This is a genomic window from Kibdelosporangium persicum (assembly GCF_013280595.1).
In the GTDB taxonomy this organism is placed as follows: Bacteria; Actinomycetota; Actinomycetes; order Mycobacteriales; family Pseudonocardiaceae; genus Kibdelosporangium; species Kibdelosporangium persicum.
The window spans coordinates 1-19,349 of sequence record NZ_JAAATY010000060.1 but is presented as its reverse complement, the minus strand read 5'-3'; the positions used below and the strand labels follow the sequence as shown (position 1 = coordinate 19,349).

Here is a 19,349-nt window from a genome sequence, read left to right as displayed (position 1 = left end):
TCAAAGTGTCTGCCACCACCCGTCCACCGCGGGTGGCGCGTCGATGTCCACGCGTTCGCCCGGTTTGGGGACCACGAGTGTCACGTCCTGGGCTTTTGCCTCGCGCCACAACCGATCCACCGGTTCGCCCCACGCGTGCAGGCCGAGCGTGAAAGTTGCCCAGTGCACGGGAATCAGCACGTGCGCCTGCACGTCCACGTGCGTGGCCACGCCTTGCTCCGGCGTCATGTGGATGTCGGGCCACATCGTGTCGTACGCGCCGATCTGCACCAGTGCCACGTCGAACGGCCCGTGCTCGGCGCCGATCCTCGCGAAACCGTCGAAATATCCCGTATCCCCGCTGTAGAAGACACGGCGCCGCGGACCGGCGACGACCCATGACGCCCACAGCGTCTCATCGCGTGAGAGACCGCGACCGGAGAAGTGCTGCGCCGGCGTCGCGGTCAACCGCAACGGACCCGCCGTGGTGCTCTCGTTCCAGTCCAGCTCGACGATCCGGTCGGCCGGTACCTGCCAGCGCTCCAGGTGCGCCCCGATGCCCAGGGGCACAACGAATGGCGCAACCTGGGTACGCACCAGCGCACGCACCGTCGGCAGGTCGAGGTGGTCGTAGTGGTCATGGGAGATGACGATCGCGTCAAGCGTGGGCAGTTCGTCGATCGATACGGGTACGGGGTGTATCCGCTTCGGGCCGAGGCGCGCCGACGGCGACACCCGGTCGCTCCACACGGGATCGAACAACACGCGCGCGCCGTCCAGTTCGACGAGTGTGCTCGCGTGTCCGTACCACGTCACGTATAGGCCATCGGTGCGCGTCACGTCACTCGACGGCGTCACGAGCGGGACGATGCCTCGTGGCTTACGGCGATCCCTGTCGGCGCGGTACCGCTTGATGAGGTCCCGCGTGTCACCATCCGGCGTCGACTGGGTCGGGTGTTGGTTACGGAACTTGCCATCACGGAACTGCGGCGAACGCCGCACGCGCTCGGCGCGCTCGCCGCGTGCCACCGCGCGCAGGTTCCGTGCGCCCATCGCCGCCGGTACGCCCCACGCGGCCCGGGCGAGCAAGCCGGCCGCCGTCGCACCCAGCGCGGCGCCGACCATCCTTTTCATACGTCCCACCAAGTCAGAGTACCTGTATCCGCCGTGTAGCGTGGCGAGCGTGACCGCGTTACTACTGTGTGATGTCCGGCTCGGGATCGGTGGGCCCCGGGTGGACGTGGCCGTGACCGACGGGCGCGTTTCGGCGATTGGTCCGGATCTGCCACACACGGGTGAGGTCGTCGACGGCCAGGGCGGGACCGTGCTGCCCGGTTTGGTCGACGTGCACGTGCACATGACGCAGTGGGCCGGCTCCCGGCGGCGCATTCCGTTGGCGCACGCGAAGTCGGCGGCCGAAGCGGTCGGCACGATCGCCCGGCTGGCCGACTCGAAGCCGGGGGAGTTGGTGATGGGTCACGGTTTCCGGGACGGCGCCTGGCCCGACGTGCCGCACAAGGACCTGTTGGAGCGCGCGCTCCCGGGCACACCGGTCGCCTTGTTCAGCAATGACTTGCACACGCTCTGGCTGAGCCCGGCGGCGTTACGGCTCATCGGGCGCGACCACCCGACGGGTGTCTTGCTGGAGAACGATTGCATGGCCGCGACGGCCGAACTCCCCGCGGCGACCGACGAGTGGGTGCTGGACGCGACCGACGCGGCCGCGGCCCGTGGCGTGACGGAGATCGTGGACTACGAATACGCGGACACGGTGACGGACTGGCTGCGGCGGTTGGCTTTGCGGCGGCCCGGCGTCCGGGTGTCCGCAGTGGTCTCCCGGCCGTTGCTGGACTCCGCGATCGCACGCGGCCACCGCACCGGTGACGTCATCCCCGGCACTGACGGAATGCTGAAGGTCGGGCCGTACAAGCTGTTCGTGGACGGCTCCCTGAACACCCGCACCGCGTACTGTCACGACCCGTATCCCGGCCAGGACACGCACGGCTTGCTCGAGTTGCCGTTCGACGAGCTGGTTGTGCTGATGCAGAAGGCTTCGCGCCACGGGATCACCCCCGCGGTGCACGCGATCGGCGACCGGGCGAACACCATCGCGCTGGACGCGTTCGCCAAAGTCGGCTGCCCGGGCCGGATCGAGCACGCGCAGCTGGTGCACCCCGGCGACCTCCCCCGGTTCGCCGAGCTCGGTGTGGTCGCCGGCGTGCAGCCCGCACACCAGCCCGACGACCGGGATGTCGCCGACCGGCACTGGTCCGGCCGCACCGGGAACGCCTTCCCGTACGCGGCTTTGCTCGCCGCGGGAGCGACGTTGGAGATCGGCTCGGACGCGCCGGTCGCCCCGCTCGACCCGTGGGACGGGATCGCCTCGGCGGTCAGCCGGACCGACGACACGCGGCCCGCCTGGCACCCTGAGCAAGCGATTGCTCTCGACATCGCCCTGGCCGCGGCGAGCCGGGGCCGCCGGGAGATCCGGGTGGGTGACCCGGCCGACCTGACGGTGACCGAGGTCGACCCGGGCACCCTGGCGCCGCACGACCTTCGTGAGATCCCCATCGTGCTGACGATGATCGGCGGCCGGCTGACGCACCTCAGATAGAGCGCCAGAAATCGCGCATGATCTCAGGCGGTGTCGGGCTGCTCATCATCACCTGGGTCAGCAGGATGGCGATCGTGCCGGTGGACGGGATGATGTGTGCCGCCGTCCCGGTCCCGCCGATCCAGCCGTAACGACCGGGCACGTTCCACGGGGCGCGCGTGTCGACGTCGACCGAGCCACCGAAGCCCCAGCCCTGGCCCTCGAGGAACAACTCGCTGGCCTTGCGCTGGTCGGCGGTCAGGTGATCAGTGGTCATCAGCTTGACGGACTCACGTGCCAGCAGGCTGTCGCCGAGCAGCGCACGCCCGAACCGGCACAGGTCGTCGGCGGTGGAGACCAGCCCGCCCGCGCCTGCCGGGAACGCGGGCATCCTGCTCCACGAGCCGTCCGGCGGGTCGATCACCTGCAAGTCGGGCCCGTACGCCGTGGTGAACCGGTCGCGCTTGGCAGCGGGCACCGTGAATCCGGTGTCGGTCATGCCGAGCGGTTCGAACACCCGCTCTGCCAGGAAGTCCGGCAGCGACTGGCCGCAGACCCGTGCGATCAGGACACCCTGGATGTCCGAGCAGGTGTTGTACAACCATGCTTCGCCAGGCTGGCGCAGCAGCGGCACGTCCGCCAGCGTCGTGAGCCACTCGTCCGGCGGGGGAGCCGCGTGCATGTCGGCGGGATGGCTCATCGCCAGCAGCGGCGCTACGGCCGGAAGCGTGAAGTCGTCGGGAAAGCCCCAGCCCGCGCGGAACGTCAGCAGGTCGAACACGGTGATCGGCCGCTTCGCCGGGACGACGTCGTCAGGAGGGCTTTGGGGCGTGCGGACGACTTTCGGTCCGGCCAGTTCCGGCAGCCACTTGCCGATCGGGTTGTCGAGCGCGATCCTGCCGTCCTCGACGAGCAGCATGACGGCGGCCGCGACGACCGGCTTGGTGAGCGACGCGATCCGGAAGAGAAAATCCCGGTCCACCGGCCCGGCTGTCCGCACTTCGACGTCGTCGCCGCGCGCGATCAGCGTCACCCCGCCCGGCAGCCGGCCGGAGTCGACGTACTTCCGCAAATCCATGCTCATGGGACCCGTCCCGCTCGGAAAACTCATCGCCCTACCGGCTCCGACAGTATCGGGATTCCCGGTTACAACATCTGAGACTACACACACAGTTTCTTCAACCTGTGACGAAACAGCCGAGACGGCGCGGAAACAGCACGGTGACGGCCTTGGACCGAAGGTGTGATCTCCAACCAGTAGCGATTGAGTGACTTTGCATGGTTGTGCATAATCATCCATATGACTGTGAGGGTAGGGGTGGCCGGAGCGAGCGGGTACGCGGGCGGTGAGGCGCTGCGCCTCCTGCTCGGGCATCCCGACGTCGAGATCGGGGCGCTGACCGCGGGCGCGAGCGCCGGTATGCGGCTTGGCCAGTACCAGCCGCATTTACTGCCGCTTGCCGACCGGGTGCTCAGCGACACGACCATCGACGAGCTCAGCGGGCACGACGTCGTGGTCCTCGCCCTTCCACACGGCAAGTCCGCCAGGATCGCGGCCGAACTGGGGGAGGACACCCTGGTCATCGACTGCGGCGCGGACCATCGGCTGGAGGACGGGCAGGACTGGCAGCGATGGTACGGCGGTGACCACGCGGGCACCTGGCCGTACGGCCTGCCGGAACTTCCCGGGCAGCGCGAAAAGCTCAGGGGTGCGAAACGAATCGCGGTCCCCGGCTGCTATCCGACGGTCTCCTCGCTGGCGTTGGCGCCCGCGTTCCAGGACGGTCTGGTCGAACCCGAAGCGGTCATCGTCGCGGTGTCGGGCACGTCCGGCGCGGGCAAGTCGCTGAAGCCGCACCTGCTGGGCTCGGAGGTGATGGGCTCGGTCAGTGCGTACGGGGTCGGTGGCACGCACCGGCACACGCCGGAGATCACGCAGAACCTCAGCAAGGTCGCGGGGGAGAAGATCGCGGTCAGCTTCACGCCGGTCCTCGCGCCGATGCCGCGCGGCATCCTGGCCACGTGCAGTGCCACGTTGCGGCCGGGCAAGACGGCCGACGACGTTCTGGCCACGTATGAGAAGGCGTACGCCGACGAGCCGTTCATCCACGTCCTGCCGGCCGGGACATGGCCGACGACCGGTGCTGTGCTGGCGTCCAACGCGGTGCAGTTGCAGGTCACGGTCGACCCGGATCTGGCCAGGCTGATCGTCGTCGGAACCATCGACAACCTGACCAAGGGCACCGCCGGCGCCGCCGTGCAGTGCATGAACATCGCTCTCGGGCTGCCCGAGACGACCGGGCTTTCGACTGTGGGAGTCGCACCGTGAACCGTGACAAGGGTGTCACCGGACCCGCCGGCTTCCGGGCCGCGGGCGTCGCCGCGGGGATCAAGGGCAACGGCGCCCTGGACCTGACGCTGGTGGTGAACGACGGCCCGAACCACGCGGCCGCGGGCGTGTTCACCACGAACAAGGTCAAAGCCGCCCCCGTGCTGTGGTCGCAGCAGGTGCTCAGGCAACGCAGCCTCAAGGCGGTCGTGCTCAACTCCGGCGGCGCGAACGCCTGCACCGGCCCTGAGGGCTTCCAGGACACGCACGCGACCGCCGAGAAGGTCGCGGAAGTGCTGGGGTGCGGTGCGATCGAGGTCGCGGTGTGCTCGACCGGCCTGATCGGCGAGCGCCTGCCGATGGACAACGTCCTGTCCGGTGTGGACCTCGCGGCGCAGGCACTGCGGGACACCCAGGAAGCCGGGCTGAACGCGGCGACGGGCGTGATGACCACGGACTCGCGGCCCAAGCAGTCGTGGAAGGCACACGAGCGGGGCTGGTCGGTCGGTGGCTTCGTGAAAGGCGCGGGCATGCTGGCGCCCAACCTCGCGACCATGCTCGCGGTGATCACCACCGACGCCGACGTGGACAAGGACACTCTCGAAGCGGCGCTGCGGAAGGCGACTTCGAGGACGTTCGACCGCCTCGACGTCGACGGCGGGACGTCCACGAACGACTCCGTGCTCGTCCTCGCCTCCGGCGCCTCCGGGACCAAGCCCGGCGCGGCGGAGTTCGAGGAGTTGCTCACCGAAGTGAGCGCGGACCTGGTCAAGCAGCTGCAAGGCGACGCGGAAGGCGTGACCAAGGAAATCTCGATCACCGTCACCGGCGCCGCGACCGAGTCCGAAGCCGTCCACATCGGACGTGTTGTGGCAGAGGACAACCTGGTCAAGACCGCGTTGTTCGGCTCCGACCCGAACTGGGGCCGGATCGCCATGGCGCTGGGCCGGGCCGAGGCGCGGATCGACCCGGACCAGCTGTCGATCGTCATCAACGGCGTCCGGGTGATGGACAAGGGAACCCGCGGCGAGGACAGGGCGAACGCGGACCTGTCCGGCCGGGACATCGACATCGTCATCGATCTGGCGCTCGGTCAGGGCGAGGCGACCATCCTGACCACTGACCTCTCCCACGGGTACGTCGAAGAGAACAGCGCGTATTCCTCATGAACAACAACGCGGACCGCAAAGCGGCTGTGCTCATCGAGGCTCTGCCGTGGTTGCAGGAGTTCCACGGTGCGCTCGTGGTGGTCAAGTACGGCGGCAACGCCATGGTCGACGAGGAACTCAAGCGTGCCTTCGCCGAGGACATGGTGTTCCTGCGGCTGGCCGGGCTCCGGCCGGTGGTCGTGCACGGCGGAGGGCCGCAGATCGGCGCGATGCTGGGCAAGCTCGGCATCGAGAGCGAGTTCCGCGGCGGGCTGCGGGTCACCACCCCGGAAGCGATGGACGTCGTGCGCATGGTGCTGGTCGGCCAGGTCGGCCGGGAGCTCGTCGGGCTGATCAACGCGCACGGGCCGTACGCGGTCGGGATCTCCGGTGAGGACGCGCATCTGTTCACCGCCGAGCGCCGGGGACTGGAGATCGACGGCGAGGAGGTCGACCTCGGACTGGTCGGCGACGTCGTGACCGTCAACCCGGCGGCGGTGGAGGACATCGTCGCCGCGGGCCGGATTCCGGTCGTGTCCACTGTGGCGCCGGACGCGGACGGCGTCGTGCACAACGTGAACGCGGACACCGCCGCCGCCGCACTGGCGGTGGCGCTGAAGGCGCGCAAACTCGTTGTCCTGACGGACGTCGAAGGGCTGTACAAGAACTGGCCGGACAAGTCCTCGTTGGTGCAACGGATCGGCGCGGCCGACCTGGAAAAGGCGTTGCCGGGCTTGGCCAGCGGCATGGTGCCGAAGATGGAGGCGTGCCTGCGCGCGGTCCGTGGCGGGGTGCCGCGGGCGCACGTGATCGACGGCAGGCTGGCGCATTCGGTGCTGCTCGAGGTGTTCACGAGCGAGGGCGTGGGCACGATGGTGCTACCAGACGAAGGGGATGCGTGATGACGCTCCAGCAGCGGTGGGAAGCCGCGATGATGAACAACTACGGCACGCCGCAGTTGGGGATCGAGCGCGGCGAGGGCGCGTACGTCTGGGACACCGACGGCAACCGATACCTCGACCTGGTCAGCGGGATCGCGGTGAACGCGCTCGGCCACGCGCATCCGGCGATCGTGGCCGCGGTGACCGAGCAGATCGGCAAACTCGGGCACACCTCGAACCTGCAGATCAACCTGGTGGCCCTGGAGCTGGCCGAGCGCCTGCTCGACGTCGCCGGTGTCGAAGGCAAGGTGCTGTTCGCCAACTCCGGCGCGGAAGCCGTTGAGGCGGCGCTGAAACTGAGCCGGCTCACCGGCCGGACCAAGCTCGTGGCCACCCAGGGCGGGTTCCACGGCCGCACGATGGGTGCGCTCACGCTGACCGGACAGGAAGGCAAACGCACTCCGTTCGAGCCGCTGCTGCCCGGTGTCACGCATGTCCCGTACGGTGACGTGGCCGCGCTTGAGTCCGCCGTGGACGGTGACACCGCGGCCTTCGTCGTCGAGCCGATCCAGGGCGAGCAGGGCGTTGTCGTTCCGCCGGAGGGATATCTCCAGGCGGCACGGGAGATCACCGCGAAGCACGGTGCCCTGCTGATCCTGGACGAGGTGCAGACCGGGATCGGCCGGCTGGGCACGTGGTTCGCGTTCCAGCAGGCCGGTGTGGTGCCGGACGTCATCACCCTGGCCAAGGGCCTCGGCGGCGGGTTGCCGCTCGGGGCGTGCATCGCGGTCGGCGACACGGCGAACCTGTTCCAGCCGGGACATCACGGCACGACGTTCGGCGGCAATCCGGTGTGCTGCGCGGCCGGTCTCGCTGTGCTGAACACGATCGCGTCCGAAGGTCTGCTCGACCACGTTTCCTCGGTGGGCAAGGAGATCGCGGCGGGTGTCGAGGGCCTGGAGCACCCGCTCGTCGGCGGGGTCCGTGGCGCCGGCCTGCTGATCGGTATCATGCTGCGGGAGAAGGTGTCCAAAGAGGCTGCGGCCAACGCGCTGAAGGCCGGGTATCTGATCAATCCGATCCAGCCGGACGTGATCCGGCTCGCGCCACCACTCATCCTCGACCACGACGACGCCGCCCGGTTCGTGGCCGACCTGCCGGCAGCTTTGGAGGGACTGTGACCGTCAGGCACTTCCTGCGTGACGACGACCTGACACCGCGGGAACAGCTCGCCGTGCTCGACCTGGCCGACGAGTTGAAGAAGGACCCGTTGGGGCACAAGCCGTTGGCCGGTCCGAAGAGCATCGCCGTGCTGTTCGAGAAGAACTCGACGCGCACCCGGCTGTCGTTCGAGGCCGGCATCGCGCAGCTCGGCGGCCAGGCGATCATCGTGGACGGCCGGATGATGCAGCTCGGCCGTGAGGAGACCATCGAGGACACCTCACGGGTGCTGTCGCGGTACGTGCACGGGGTGGTGTGGCGGACGTTCGCGCAGAAGCGCATCGAGGCGATGGCGTCGGTCTCCAGGGTCCCGGTCGTCAACGCGCTGACCGACGAGTTCCACCCGTGCCAGGTGCTGGCCGACCTGCAGACCATCCGGGAACGCAAGGGAAAGCTCGCCGGGCTGACGTTGACGTACCTCGGTGACGGCGCCAACAACATGGCGCACTCGCTGATGCTCGGCGGCGTCACCGCGGGCCTGCACGTCCGGCTGGTCACCCCGGAGGGTTTCCAGCCGCAGGACGATTTCGTGGGCGACGCCAGGAAGCGCGCCGAGGAAACCGGCGGCAGCGTCACGATCCTGACCGACCCGCACGAGGCAGTGGACGGTGCCGACGTGCTCGCGACGGACACGTGGACCTCGATGGGGCAGGAGAACGACGGCCGGGACCGGGTGACCCCGTTCAAGCGCCTGCAGATCAACTCGGCGCTGCTGGAGCGGGCCGCGCCCGGGGCGATCGTGCTGCACTGCCTGCCCGCGCACCGCGGCTGGGAGATCACCGACGAGGTGATCGACGGCCCGGCCAGCGCGGTGTGGGACGAGGCGGAGAACCGGCTGCACGCCCAGAAGGCCCTGTTGACCTGGCTGGTGGAGCAGTCGTGACCAGCGCGGGCACCCGGGTCGCCCGGCAGGCGCGGATCGTGGAGCTCGTCTCCACGATGGCCATCCGCAGCCAGACCGAGCTCGCCAAGATCCTTGCCGCGGAAGGAGTCGAGGTCACTCAGGCGACGTTATCGCGCGACCTCGACGAGCTCGGTGCGGTCAAGCTGCGCGGTCCGGACGCCGGCGCGCCCGTGTACGTCATTCCCGAGGACGGCTCGCCGGTACGCGGCGTGCAGGGCGGCACCACCCGGCTGACGCGGCTGCTCGGCGAAGTGCTCGTCTCGGCCGACTACTCGGCCAACCTCACCGTGCTGCGCACCCCGCCAGGGGCAGCGCAGTTCCTGGCCAGCGCGATCGACCGGGCGGCGCTGCACGAGGTGGTGGGAACGATCGCGGGCGACGACACTGTGCTGGTGATCGCCCGTGAACCGCTCACCGGTGCGGACCTGGCCGACCGCTTCAGCACAATGGCCGGACTAAAAGACCCCTCGTGAGTGTTTGTCCGGGTTCTAACCCTGATAACCACTCACGAGCTGTGAGCAGGGAGTTTGCACTGTGAGTTCGTTGTGGGGCGGACGGTTCGCCGCTGGCCCGGCCGACGCGATGGCGGCGCTGTCCGCGTCGACGCACTTCGACTGGCGGCTGGCCAGGCACGACATCGCCGGATCACGGGCGCACGCCCGGGTCCTGCGCCGAGCGGGCCTGCTGACCGACGACGAGCTCGAAGGCATGCTCAAGGCGCTGGACAGGCTTGAGGCCGACGTCGTGTCGGGCGCGTTCACCCCGACCATCGCCGACGAGGACGTGCACACGGCCCTCGAACGCGGCCTGATCGAACGCGCCGGAGCCGAACTCGGTGGCAAGCTGCGTGCGGGCAGGTCGAGGAACGACCAGGTGGCGACGCTGTTCCGGATGTGGCTGCGGGACGCCGCCCGCCGGATCGCCGCGGGAACCCTCGACGTCATCGACGCGCTCGTGGCTCAGGCGACACAGCACGACACCGCGGTCATGCCTGGCCGTACGCACCTGCAGCACGCGCAGCCGGTCTTGCTCGCACACCACCTGCTGGCCCACGCACAGTCCCTGACCAGGGACATCGAGCGGCTGCGCGACTGGGACGCCCGCGCGGCGCGCTCGCCGTACGGCTCGGGCGCCCTGGCGGGTTCCTCGCTCGGTCTCGACCCGGCGGCCGTGGCCGCTGACCTGGGTTTCGACGGGCCGGTGGAGAACTCGATCGACGGCACGGCGTCCCGTGACTTCGCCGCCGAGATCGCGTTCGTGCTGGCCATGCTGGGGGTGAACCTCTCCCGCGTGGCCGAGGAAGTGATCATCTGGACCACCGCGGAGTTCCGCTACGCGGTGCTCGACGACGCGTGGGCCACCGGCAGTTCGATCATGCCGCAGAAGAAGAACCCCGACGTCGCCGAGCTGACCAGGGGCAAGTCCGGCCGGCTGATCGGCAACCTGACCGGCCTGCTGGCGACGCTGAAGGCGCAGCCGCTGGCGTACAACCGTGACCTGCAGGAGGACAAGGAGCCGCTGTTCGACTCGGTCGAGCAGCTCGAGCTGCTGCTGCCCGCGATCGCCGGGATGGTCGGCACGCTGACGTTCGACACCGGCCGGATGGCCGAGCTCGCGCCGCAGGGCTTCACCCTGGCGACGGACATCGCCGAGTGGCTGGTCCGCGAAGGCGTCCCGTTCCGCGTCGCGCACGAAGCGGCGGGCGCGTGCGTCCGCGCGGCCGAGGCTCGCGGTGTCGGCCTGGACGAGCTCACCGACGCCGAGTTCGCCGAGATCAACCCAAGGCTGACGCCGAAGGTCCGTGACGTGCTGACCGTCGCCGGGTCGATCGCGTCGCGCGACGCGTACGGCGGTACCGCGCCAAGTCGCGTCGCCGAGCAGCGTGAGCGGCTGGTCGCTCGTCTGCAGGACCACCGGGCGTGGCTCAAGCCCTGAGCAGCGAGCGAACCGCCGCACCACGGCCCGCCGTGGCCATGGCATCGTGGTGTCCGGCGAAAGGGGAGACGCTTGATCGACCACCTCGTGTACGCGATGCCGGACCTGGCCCGCGCGGACGGCTTAGGCATCGACCTGAGTGAGGGCGGCAGCCACGTCGGCCGGGGCACCCGCAACCTGCTGGCCGGCCTCGGCGACGGTGCGTACCTCGAGGTGATCGGACCCGACCCGGACCAGCCGGAGCCCGACGAGCCGCGTCCGTTCGGCATCGACGAGCTGACCGAACCCCGGCTGGTGGCCTGGGCTGTGCGCGTGCGGGACATCCATGACGTGGTGGGTCGCGCGAAGACCAAGGGCTACGACCCCGGGCCGGTCCTGCCGATGTCCCGCAGGCGCCCGGACGGTGTGCTGCTGGAATGGCAGCTCACGCCGATGACGGCGGGCATCATGCCGTTCCTGATCGACTGGGGCGGCACGCCGCACCCCACCGAGTCCCTGCCGCCAGGCCAGGAACTGGTCTCCCTCACCGGTTTCCACCCGACGCCCGAGGAAGTCCACAAAGGACTGGAGGCGCTCGGCGAACACCTGGTGGTCAACCAGGGCCCGTTCGGCTTGCTCGCGGTGCTGCGGACCCCGAACGGTGAAGTGGTCCTGCGGTGAGGCAACTGACTCGCGAGGAACTGGCCATCGATCCCGTTGACGCGTCGAAGATCCTGCTCGGCAGCGTGCTGGAGTCCCATAGTCCGGAAGGGATCGTCCGGGTCCGGTTGGTGGAGGTGGAGGCGTATCGAGGCGGCGACGACCCCGCCTCGCACTGCTACCGGGGCCGGACCGCCCGTAACGACGTGATGTTCGGCCCGGCAGGCCACCTCTACGTCTACTTCGTCTACGGCATGCACTTCTGCGCCAACATCGTGTCGCTGACCGACGGCGTTCCCGGCGCGGTCCTGCTGCGTGCGGGGGAGGTGGTCGACGGCCTCGAACTCGCCCGCACCCGCAGGCCCACCGCCCGCAAGGACGCCGAACTGGCCAAAGGCCCGGCCAGGCTGACCGGCGTGCTGGGCATCGACCGGGCACAGAACGGCGTCGACCTCACGGACCCCGATTCGCCGATCCGGATCTACGAGGGCGAACCCGTCGGTGAGATCTACAGCGGCCCACGGGTGGGCGTCGCCGTCGCGATGGATGTGCCGTGGCGGTTCTGGGTGGATTCACCTGCCGTGAGCGTGTACCGCCGGGGCGGGAAACGGTCACGGCAACTCTCGTGACACCCCGGTCCGCTGCACGGCGGACCGGCGAAGACGCTCCGCTCAAGGGACGTCAACGCCTGCCATAACCGTTCGCGTGGTGGGGCATGATGAGGACCGTGAGTGAGCACATCCTTGACGAGTTGTCCTGGCGCGGCCTGATCGCGCAGTCCACCGACCTCGATGCCCTGCGCCGTGATCTCGACTCGGGCCCGCTCACCCTCTATTGCGGCTTCGACCCGACCGCGCCCAGCCTGCACGCCGGCAACCTGGTCCCGCTGCTGGGCCTGAGCCGGTTCCAGAAGGCCGGGCACCGGCCGATCGTGCTGGCCGGCGGCGCGACCGGGATGATCGGCGACCCGCGGGACACCGGCGAGCGCACGATGAACCCGCTGGACGTCGTGGCCGAGTGGACCGAGCGGATCCGCGGCCAGCTGGAACGGTTCGTCGACTTCGACGACTCGCCGACCGGCGCGCTGGTCGAGAACAACCTGACCTGGACCGGCGACATGCCGGTCACGGAGTTCCTGCGGGACGTCGGCAAGCACTTCTCGGTCAACGTGATGCTGGCGCGAGAAACGGTCAAGCGCAGGCTCGACAGCGACGGCATGTCGTACACCGAGTTCAGCTACCTGCTTCTGCAGTCCAACGACTACCTGCAGCTCTACCGCAAGCACGGCTGCACGCTGCAGATCGGCGGCCAGGACCAGTGGGGCAACATCGTCGGCGGCGTGGACCTGGTCAGGAAGGTCGAGCAGAAGAGCGTGCACGCGCTGACCGCGCCGCTGGTCACGGACTCGCAGGGCCGCAAGTTCGGCAAGTCCACCGGTGGCGGGAACGTCTGGCTCGATCCGGCGATGACCTCGCCGTACGCCTGGTACCAGTACTTCGTGAACGCGGACGACGCGGAAGCGCTGAAGTACCTGCGCATGCTGACGTTCGTGCCGCGTGCCGAGATCGAGGAGCTGACGCGGCAGACCGAGGAGAAGCCGCAGCTGAGGGCCGCGCAGAAACGGCTGGCCCAGGAGTTCACCGACCTCGTGCACGGGGAGAAGGAGACCCGGCAGGTGATCGCGGCGTCCCAGGCCCTGTTCGGCCGGGGCGAGCTGCGTGAGCTGGACGCCGGCACGTTGGACGCCGCGATGGCGGAGGTGCCGACGGGCGACGTGCGGCTCGCTGACCAGCCGACGATCGTCGAGGTGCTGGTGGCCTCCGGCCTCGTCGCAGGCAATGGGGCTGCTCGGCGGACTGTCGGCGAGGGAGGCGCGTACGTGAACAACACGCGTATCACCTCGGAGGACTGGCGTCCGACGGCCGACGACCTGCTGCACGGCAAGTGGCTCGTGGTCCGGAAGGGCAAGCGCAACACCGCGGGAGTCCGCGTCTCGCCCTGATCGGGTACCTCCGTAGCACAGGCCGTCAGTCGATACGACTGGCGGCCTGTTCGTATGTTTGCCCAGGTCAAGGCAACTTTTCATGATCAGAACCGGGCTCGGAAAACTTCTTCGTGTGATGGGCGACACACTTGCAAGTTGGCTGAGGTCCGATAGCGTGGGTCTAGCCCCGTTGCAGGGCCGCTCACCTGCGGCTTTGCCTGGCAGCGGGGCTTGAGGGGCGCGATTTGACCTCTCGTTGGCGGGCGTGTAACTTATTCCAAGTCAGCGCGGAACGGGCCCCGGAAACCGGGGGACGAGCGCAAGACCAAAAACCTGGAAGTGCAAGCCTTCTGAAGGCGCCGTTGACGCGGCCTCTGATGAATGTGCGTGTGTTGTTTGAGAACTCAACAGTGTGTCGATCTATTGAAAGCCAGTAGAGCTTTTATATGAACCTCGTCGTGAGGTTCCTTTGAGATGGACAGATGGACCAGATTGGTTCTGGTTTGTCAGGACGTCGAATTTTTCAACTAGAGCATTGTTGGAGAGTTTGATCCTGGCTCAGGACGAACGCTGGCGGCGTGCTTAACACATGCAAGTCGAGCGGTAAGGCCCTTCGGGGTACACGAGCGGCGAACGGGTGAGTAACACGTGGGTAATCTGCCCTGCACTCTGGGATAAGCCCGGGAAACTGGGTCTAATACCGGATACGACTTCGTTGGGCATCCAATGGGGTGGAAAGTTCCGGCGGTGCAGGATGAGCCCGCGGCCTATCAGCTTGTTGGTGGGGTGATGGCCTACCAAGGCGACGACGGGTAGCCGGCCTGAGAGGGCGACCGGCCACACTGGGACTGAGACACGGCCCAGACTCCTACGGGAGGCAGCAGTGGGGAATATTGCGCAATGGGCGAAAGCCTGACGCAGCGACGCCGCGTGAGGGATGACGGCCTTCGGGTTGTAAACCTCTTTCGCCAGGGACGAAGCGAGAGTGACGGTACCTGGAGAAGAAGCACCGGCTGACTACGTGCCAGCAGCCGCGGTAATACGTAGGGTGCGAGCGTTGTCCGGAATTATTGGGCGTAAAGAGCTCGTAGGCGGTTTGTTGCGTCGGTCGTGAAAACCTGGGGCTTAACCCTGGGCTTGCGGTCGATACGGGCAGACTTGAGTTCGGTAGGGGAGACTGGAATTCCTGGTGTAGCGGTGAAATGCGCAGATATCAGGAGGAACACCGGTGGCGAAGGCGGGTCTCTGGGCCGATACTGACGCTGAGGAGCGAAAGCGTGGGGAGCGAACAGGATTAGATACCCTGGTAGTCCACGCCGTAAACGTTGGGCGCTAGGTGTGGGGCTCTTTCCACGGGTTCCGTGCCGTAGCTAACGCATTAAGCGCCCCGCCTGGGGAGTACGGCCGCAAGGCTAAAACTCAAAGGAATTGACGGGGGCCCGCACAAGCGGCGGAGCATGTGGATTAATTCGATGCAACGCGAAGAACCTTACCTGGGCTTGACATGCGCCAGACATCCCTAGAGATAGGGCTTCCCTTGTGGTTGGTGTGCAGGTGGTGCATGGCTGTCGTCAGCTCGTGTCGTGAGATGTTGGGTTAAGTCCCGCAACGAGCGCAACCCTCGTTCCATGTTGCCAGCGGGTAATGCCGGGGACTCATGGGAGACTGCCGGGGTCAACTCGGAGGAAGGTGGGGATGACGTCAAGTCATCATGCCCCTTATGTCCAGGGCTTCACACATGCTACAATGGCTAGTACAGAGGGCTGCGAGACCGTGAGGTGGAGCGAATCCCTTAAAGCTGGTCTCAGTTCGGATTGGGGTCTGCAACTCGACCCCATGAAGTCGGAGTCGCTAGTAATCGCAGATCAGCAACGCTGCGGTGAATACGTTCCCGGGCCTTGTACACACCGCCCGTCACGTCACGAAAGTCGGTAACACCCGAAGCCCACGGCCTAACCCCTTGTGGGAGGGAGTGGTCGAAGGTGGGACTGGCGATTGGGACGAAGTCGTAACAAGGTAGCCGTACCGGAAGGTGCGGCTGGATCACCTCCTTTCTAAGGAGCATTCGACCCTCGCAGAGTCTGAAGCTTTGTCGAGTGGGAGGCCACTAGCAGCGGCGTATGTTCGCTGGGTGGAGCTCAAAGAATCGTGGAACTACTGGTTTTCGGCGCTCAGACAGCGCAGATGGGTCGGCACACTGTTGGGTCCTGAGGCAACACGCGTAGGCGTGCGAGGCTTCTGGTGACCGGAGTTGCTCCGAGTTCAAACCGGCCAGGGTGACCTGGAAGAGGTGTTCTCAGTAGTGGGCGGCTTTCTGGTGTGGTGTTTGAGAACTGTACAGTGGATGCGAGCATCTTTGTGGTCAAGTTGTTAAGGGCATACGGTGGATGCCTTGGCATCAGGAGCCGATGAAGGACGTGGGAGGCTGCGATATGCCTCGGGGAGCTGTCAACCGAGCTGTGATCCGAGGATTTCCGAATGGGGAAACCCGGCACCCGTTATGGGGTGTCACCTGCACCTGAATATATAGGGTGTGTGGAGGGAACGCGGGGAAGTGAAACATCTCAGTACCCGTAGGAAGAGAAAACAACCGTGATTCCGTGAGTAGTGGCGAGCGAAAGCGGATGAGGCTAAACCTACTGCGTGTGATACCTGACAGGGGTTGCGTAGTGGGGGTCGTGGGACCCACTGGCTGGGGCTGTCAACTCAGCGGAGAGTCATAAAATCATGTTGCTAGTCGAATCAGTCTGGAAAGCTGAACCGTAGAGGGTGAGAGTCCCTTAGGCGAAAGCGCGTGATCTCTCTTGGTGGTGTTCCCGAGTAGCAGCGAGCTCGTGGAATTTGCTGTGAATTTGGCGGGACCACCCGTTAAGCCTAAATACTTCCTGGTGACCGATAGCGGACTAGTACCGTGAGGGAAAGGTGAAAAGTACCCCGGGAGGGGAGTGAAAGAGTACCTGAAACCGTGTGCCTACAAGCCGTCAGAGCCTTTCGGGGTGATGGCGTGCCTTTTGAAGAATGAGCCTGCGAGTTAGTGCTGCGTGGCGAGGTTAACCCGTGTGGGGTAGCCGTAGCGAAAGCGAGTCTGAAGAGGGCGTTGAGTCGCGTGGTCTAGACCCGAAGCGGAGTGATCTACCCATGGCCAGGGTGAAGCGCCGGTAAGACGGTGTGGAGGCCCGAACCCACCAGGGTTGAAAACCTGGGGGATGAGCTGTGGGTAGGGGTGAAAGGCCAATCAAACTCCGTGATAGCTGGTTCTCCCCGAAATGCATTTAGGTGCAGCGTCGTATGTTTCACGGTGGGGGTAGAGCACTGGATGGCCTAGGGGGCCTACAAGCTTACTGAAGTCAACCAAACTCCGAATACCATCGTGTGAGAGTGCGGCAGTGAGACTGCGGGGGATAAGCTTCGTAGTCGAGAGGGAAACAGCCCAGAACACCAGCTAAGGCCCCTAAGTGTGCGCTAAGTGGGAAAGGATGTGGGGTCGCCCAGACAACCAGGAGGTTGGCTTAGAAGCAGCCATCCTTGAAAGAGTGCGTAATAGCTCACTGGTCAAGTGGTCCTGCGCCGACAATGTAGCGGGGCTTAAGCGTACCGCCGAAGCTGTGTCATTCATGCATATACATCCAGTGATGCTTTCGAGTGTCTCTGCAGTGGCATGGATGGGTAGGGGAGCGTCCTGCACCCCTGGAAGCGAGCGTGGAAACGACTCGTGGAGGGTGTGGGAGTGAGAATGCAGGCATGAGTAGCGATAGCAGAGTGAGAACCTCTGCCGCCGGATGACCAAGGGTTCCTGGGCCAGGCTAATCCGCCCAGGGTAAGTCGGGACCTAAGGCGAGGCCGACAGGCGTAGTCGATGGACAACGGGTTGATATTCCCGTACCCGCGTGAACGCGCCCATGATGAACCCAGCGATACTAACCACCCAAAGCTATGTGTTGAGCCTTCGGGCGATTCATGTGGTGGAGCGTGGGACCTGAACTGGTATTAGTCAAGCGATGGGGTGACGCAGGAAGGTAGTTCCGCCAGTGAGTGGATGTACTGGTGTAAGCGTGTAGGGCGGTGTGTAGGCAAATCCGCACACCATTGAGCCTGAGACGTGATGCGTAGCCGATTGAGGCGAAGTGGATGATCCTATGCTGCCGAGAAAAGCCTCTAGTGAGTGTTCAAGCGGCCCGTACCCTAAACCGACACAGGTGGTCAGGTAGAGAATACTGAGGCGTTCGGGTGAACTGTGGTTAAGGAACTCGGCAAAATGCCCCCGTAACTTCGGGAGAAGGGGGGCCGTGTGGCGTGAAGGGATTTACTCCTGGAGCGTTGTGTGGCCGCAGAGACCAGCGAGAAGCGACTGTTTACTAAAAACACAGGTCCGTGCGAAGTCGTAAGACGATGTATACGGACTGACGCCTGCCCGGTGCTGGAACGTTAAGAGGACGGGTTAGTCACCTTGTGTGGCGAAGCTCAGAATTTAAGCGCCAGTAAACGGCGGTGGTAACTATAACCATCCTAAGGTAGCGAAATTCCTTGTCGGGTAAGTTCCGACCTGCACGAATGGCGTAACGACTTCTCGGCTGTCTCAACCACAGGCCCGGTGAAATTGCACTACGAGTAAAGATGCTCGTTACGCGCGGCAGGACGGAAAGACCCCGGGACCTTTACTATAGCTTGGTATTGGTGCTCGGTTCGGCTTGTGTAGGATAGGTGGGAGACTGTGAAGCTCGGACGCTAGTTCGGGTGGAGTCGTTGTTGAAATACCACTCTGGTCGAATTGGGTGTCTAACCTCGGACCATGATCTGGTTCAGGGACAGTGCCTGGTGGGTAGTTTAACTGGGGCGGTTGCCTCCTAAAGGGTAACGGAGGCGCTCAAAGGTTCCCTCAGCCTGGTTGGCAATCAGGTGTTGAGTGCAAGTGCACAAGGGGGCTTGACTGTGAGACTGACGGGTCGAGCAGGGACGAAAGTCGGAACTAGTGATCCGGCCATGGCTTGTGGAAGCGTGGTCGCTCAACGGATAAAAGGTACCCCGGGGATAACAGGCTGATCTTGCCCAAGAGTCCATATCGACGGCATGGTTTGGCACCTCGATGTCGGCTCGTCGCATCCTGGGGCCGGAGTAGGTCCCAAGGGTTGGGCTGTTCGCCCATTAAAGCGGTACGCGAGCTGGGTTTAGAACGTCGTGAGACAGTTCGGTCCCTATCCGCCGCGCGCGTAGGAGACTTGAGGAAGGCTGTCCCTAGTACGAGAGGACCGGGACGGACGAACCTCTGGTGTGCCAGTTGTTCCGCCAGGGGCATGGCTGGTTGGCTACGTTCGGAAGGGATAACCGCTGAAGGCATCTAAGCGGGAAGCTCGTTCCAAGATGAGGTCTCCCACCTTTTATAGGGTAAGGCTCCCAGCTAGACGACTGGGTTGATAGGCCAGAGATGGAAGCGCGGTAACGTGTGGAGTTGACTGGTACTAATAGGCCGAGGACTTGTTCACAAAGGTGTTACGCATCCACTGTACGGTTTCTGAGATACCAGGCTGGGCACCTCGGGTGGGGTGTGGTCTGTGAATTTCATAGGTTTACGGTGATAATAGCGAAGAGGAAACGCCCGGTCCCATTCCGAACCCGGAAGCTAAGCTCTTCAGCGCCGATGGTACTGCACTGGGTACGGTGTGGGAGAGTAGGTCGTCGCCGTAATTTATTTCCGGAAGGGCCCCACAGGTATCTGTGGGGCCTTTTCCGCATGTCATG

At 65.6% G+C, this 19,349-nt stretch carries 13 protein-coding genes and 3 rRNA genes; 14 read left to right on the top strand and 2 right to left on the bottom strand.

The annotated features are described in order from the left end of the window. Complete coding sequence (locus GC106_RS46095; RefSeq protein WP_246368353.1) at positions 1 to 1,104, bottom strand: MBL fold metallo-hydrolase; 1,104 nt, start codon at positions 1,102 to 1,104, stop codon at positions 1 to 3. 58 nt (positions 1,105 to 1,162) lie between these two features. Here GC106_RS46095 and GC106_RS46090 point away from each other — a divergent pair, with 58 nt between their 5' ends. Next, entirely contained in the window at positions 1,163 to 2,593 is a 1,431-nt protein-coding gene (locus tag GC106_RS46090) for an amidohydrolase (RefSeq protein ID WP_173142531.1), read from the top strand. Here GC106_RS46090 and GC106_RS46085 read toward each other — a convergent pair. Then, positions 2,586 to 3,656: a serine hydrolase domain-containing protein gene (locus GC106_RS46085; RefSeq protein ID WP_173142530.1), complete on the bottom strand. Its 1,071-nt coding sequence runs from the start codon at positions 3,654 to 3,656 to the stop codon at positions 2,586 to 2,588. The two genes, GC106_RS46090 and GC106_RS46085, sit on opposite strands and share 8 nt — an antisense overlap. A 216-nt stretch (positions 3,657 to 3,872) precedes the next feature. Here GC106_RS46085 and argC point away from each other — a divergent pair, with 216 nt between their 5' ends. The 13 genes from argC (at position 3,873) to rrf (ending at position 19,295) form a co-directional block, all read left to right on the top strand. After that, a complete protein-coding gene (gene argC / locus GC106_RS48580; protein WP_173142529.1) occupies positions 3,873 to 4,901 on the top strand; it encodes an N-acetyl-gamma-glutamyl-phosphate reductase in 1,029 nt (342 codons plus the stop codon). After that, positions 4,898 to 6,070, top strand: a complete 1,173-nt coding sequence (gene argJ, locus GC106_RS46075; RefSeq protein WP_173142528.1) for a bifunctional glutamate N-acetyltransferase/amino-acid acetyltransferase ArgJ — start codon at positions 4,898 to 4,900, stop codon at positions 6,068 to 6,070. Before argC ends, argJ begins: the two co-directional genes overlap by 4 nt. Then, positions 6,067 to 6,951, top strand: coding sequence for an acetylglutamate kinase (gene argB, locus GC106_RS46070; protein WP_173142527.1), 885 nt, complete (start codon positions 6,067 to 6,069; stop codon positions 6,949 to 6,951). The genes argJ and argB overlap by 4 nt, the downstream gene beginning before the upstream one ends. Further along, positions 6,951 to 8,111 (top strand): acetylornithine transaminase, encoded by a 1,161-nt coding sequence (locus GC106_RS46065; protein ID WP_173142526.1) that lies wholly within the window; start codon positions 6,951 to 6,953, stop codon positions 8,109 to 8,111. The genes argB and GC106_RS46065 overlap by 1 nt, the downstream gene beginning before the upstream one ends. Continuing rightward, complete coding sequence (argF, locus tag GC106_RS46060) at positions 8,108 to 9,034, top strand: ornithine carbamoyltransferase (protein ID WP_173142525.1); 927 nt, start codon at positions 8,108 to 8,110, stop codon at positions 9,032 to 9,034. Before GC106_RS46065 ends, argF begins: the two co-directional genes overlap by 4 nt. Then, positions 9,031 to 9,528, top strand: coding sequence for an arginine repressor (locus GC106_RS46055; protein ID WP_173142524.1), 498 nt, complete (start codon positions 9,031 to 9,033; stop codon positions 9,526 to 9,528). The genes argF and GC106_RS46055 overlap by 4 nt, the downstream gene beginning before the upstream one ends. A gap of 61 nt (positions 9,529 to 9,589) precedes the next feature. Further along, positions 9,590 to 10,990, top strand: coding sequence for an argininosuccinate lyase (gene argH, locus GC106_RS46050; RefSeq protein ID WP_312873439.1), 1,401 nt, complete (start codon positions 9,590 to 9,592; stop codon positions 10,988 to 10,990). Between the two features lie 72 nt (positions 10,991 to 11,062). Beyond that, a complete protein-coding gene (locus tag GC106_RS46045; RefSeq protein WP_173142523.1) occupies positions 11,063 to 11,650 on the top strand; it encodes a VOC family protein in 588 nt (195 codons plus the stop codon). Then, on the top strand, positions 11,647 to 12,258 hold the full coding sequence (locus GC106_RS46040) for a DNA-3-methyladenine glycosylase (RefSeq protein WP_173142522.1): 612 nt from the start codon (positions 11,647 to 11,649) through the stop codon (positions 12,256 to 12,258). Before GC106_RS46045 ends, GC106_RS46040 begins: the two co-directional genes overlap by 4 nt. Before the next feature lie 98 nt (positions 12,259 to 12,356). Then, positions 12,357 to 13,631, top strand: coding sequence for a tyrosine--tRNA ligase (gene tyrS, locus GC106_RS46035; RefSeq protein WP_173142521.1), 1,275 nt, complete (start codon positions 12,357 to 12,359; stop codon positions 13,629 to 13,631). A gap of 517 nt (positions 13,632 to 14,148) precedes the next feature. Beyond that, positions 14,149 to 15,667 (top strand): 16S ribosomal RNA (locus GC106_RS46030). Between the two features lie 306 nt (positions 15,668 to 15,973). Further along, positions 15,974 to 19,093 (top strand): 23S ribosomal RNA (locus GC106_RS46025). Positions 19,094 to 19,178: 85 nt separating this feature from the next. Continuing rightward, positions 19,179 to 19,295 (top strand): 5S ribosomal RNA (rrf, locus tag GC106_RS46020). Together the 16S, 23S and 5S rRNA genes form the textbook arrangement of a ribosomal RNA operon. Positions 19,296 to 19,349 lie beyond the last annotated feature (54 nt).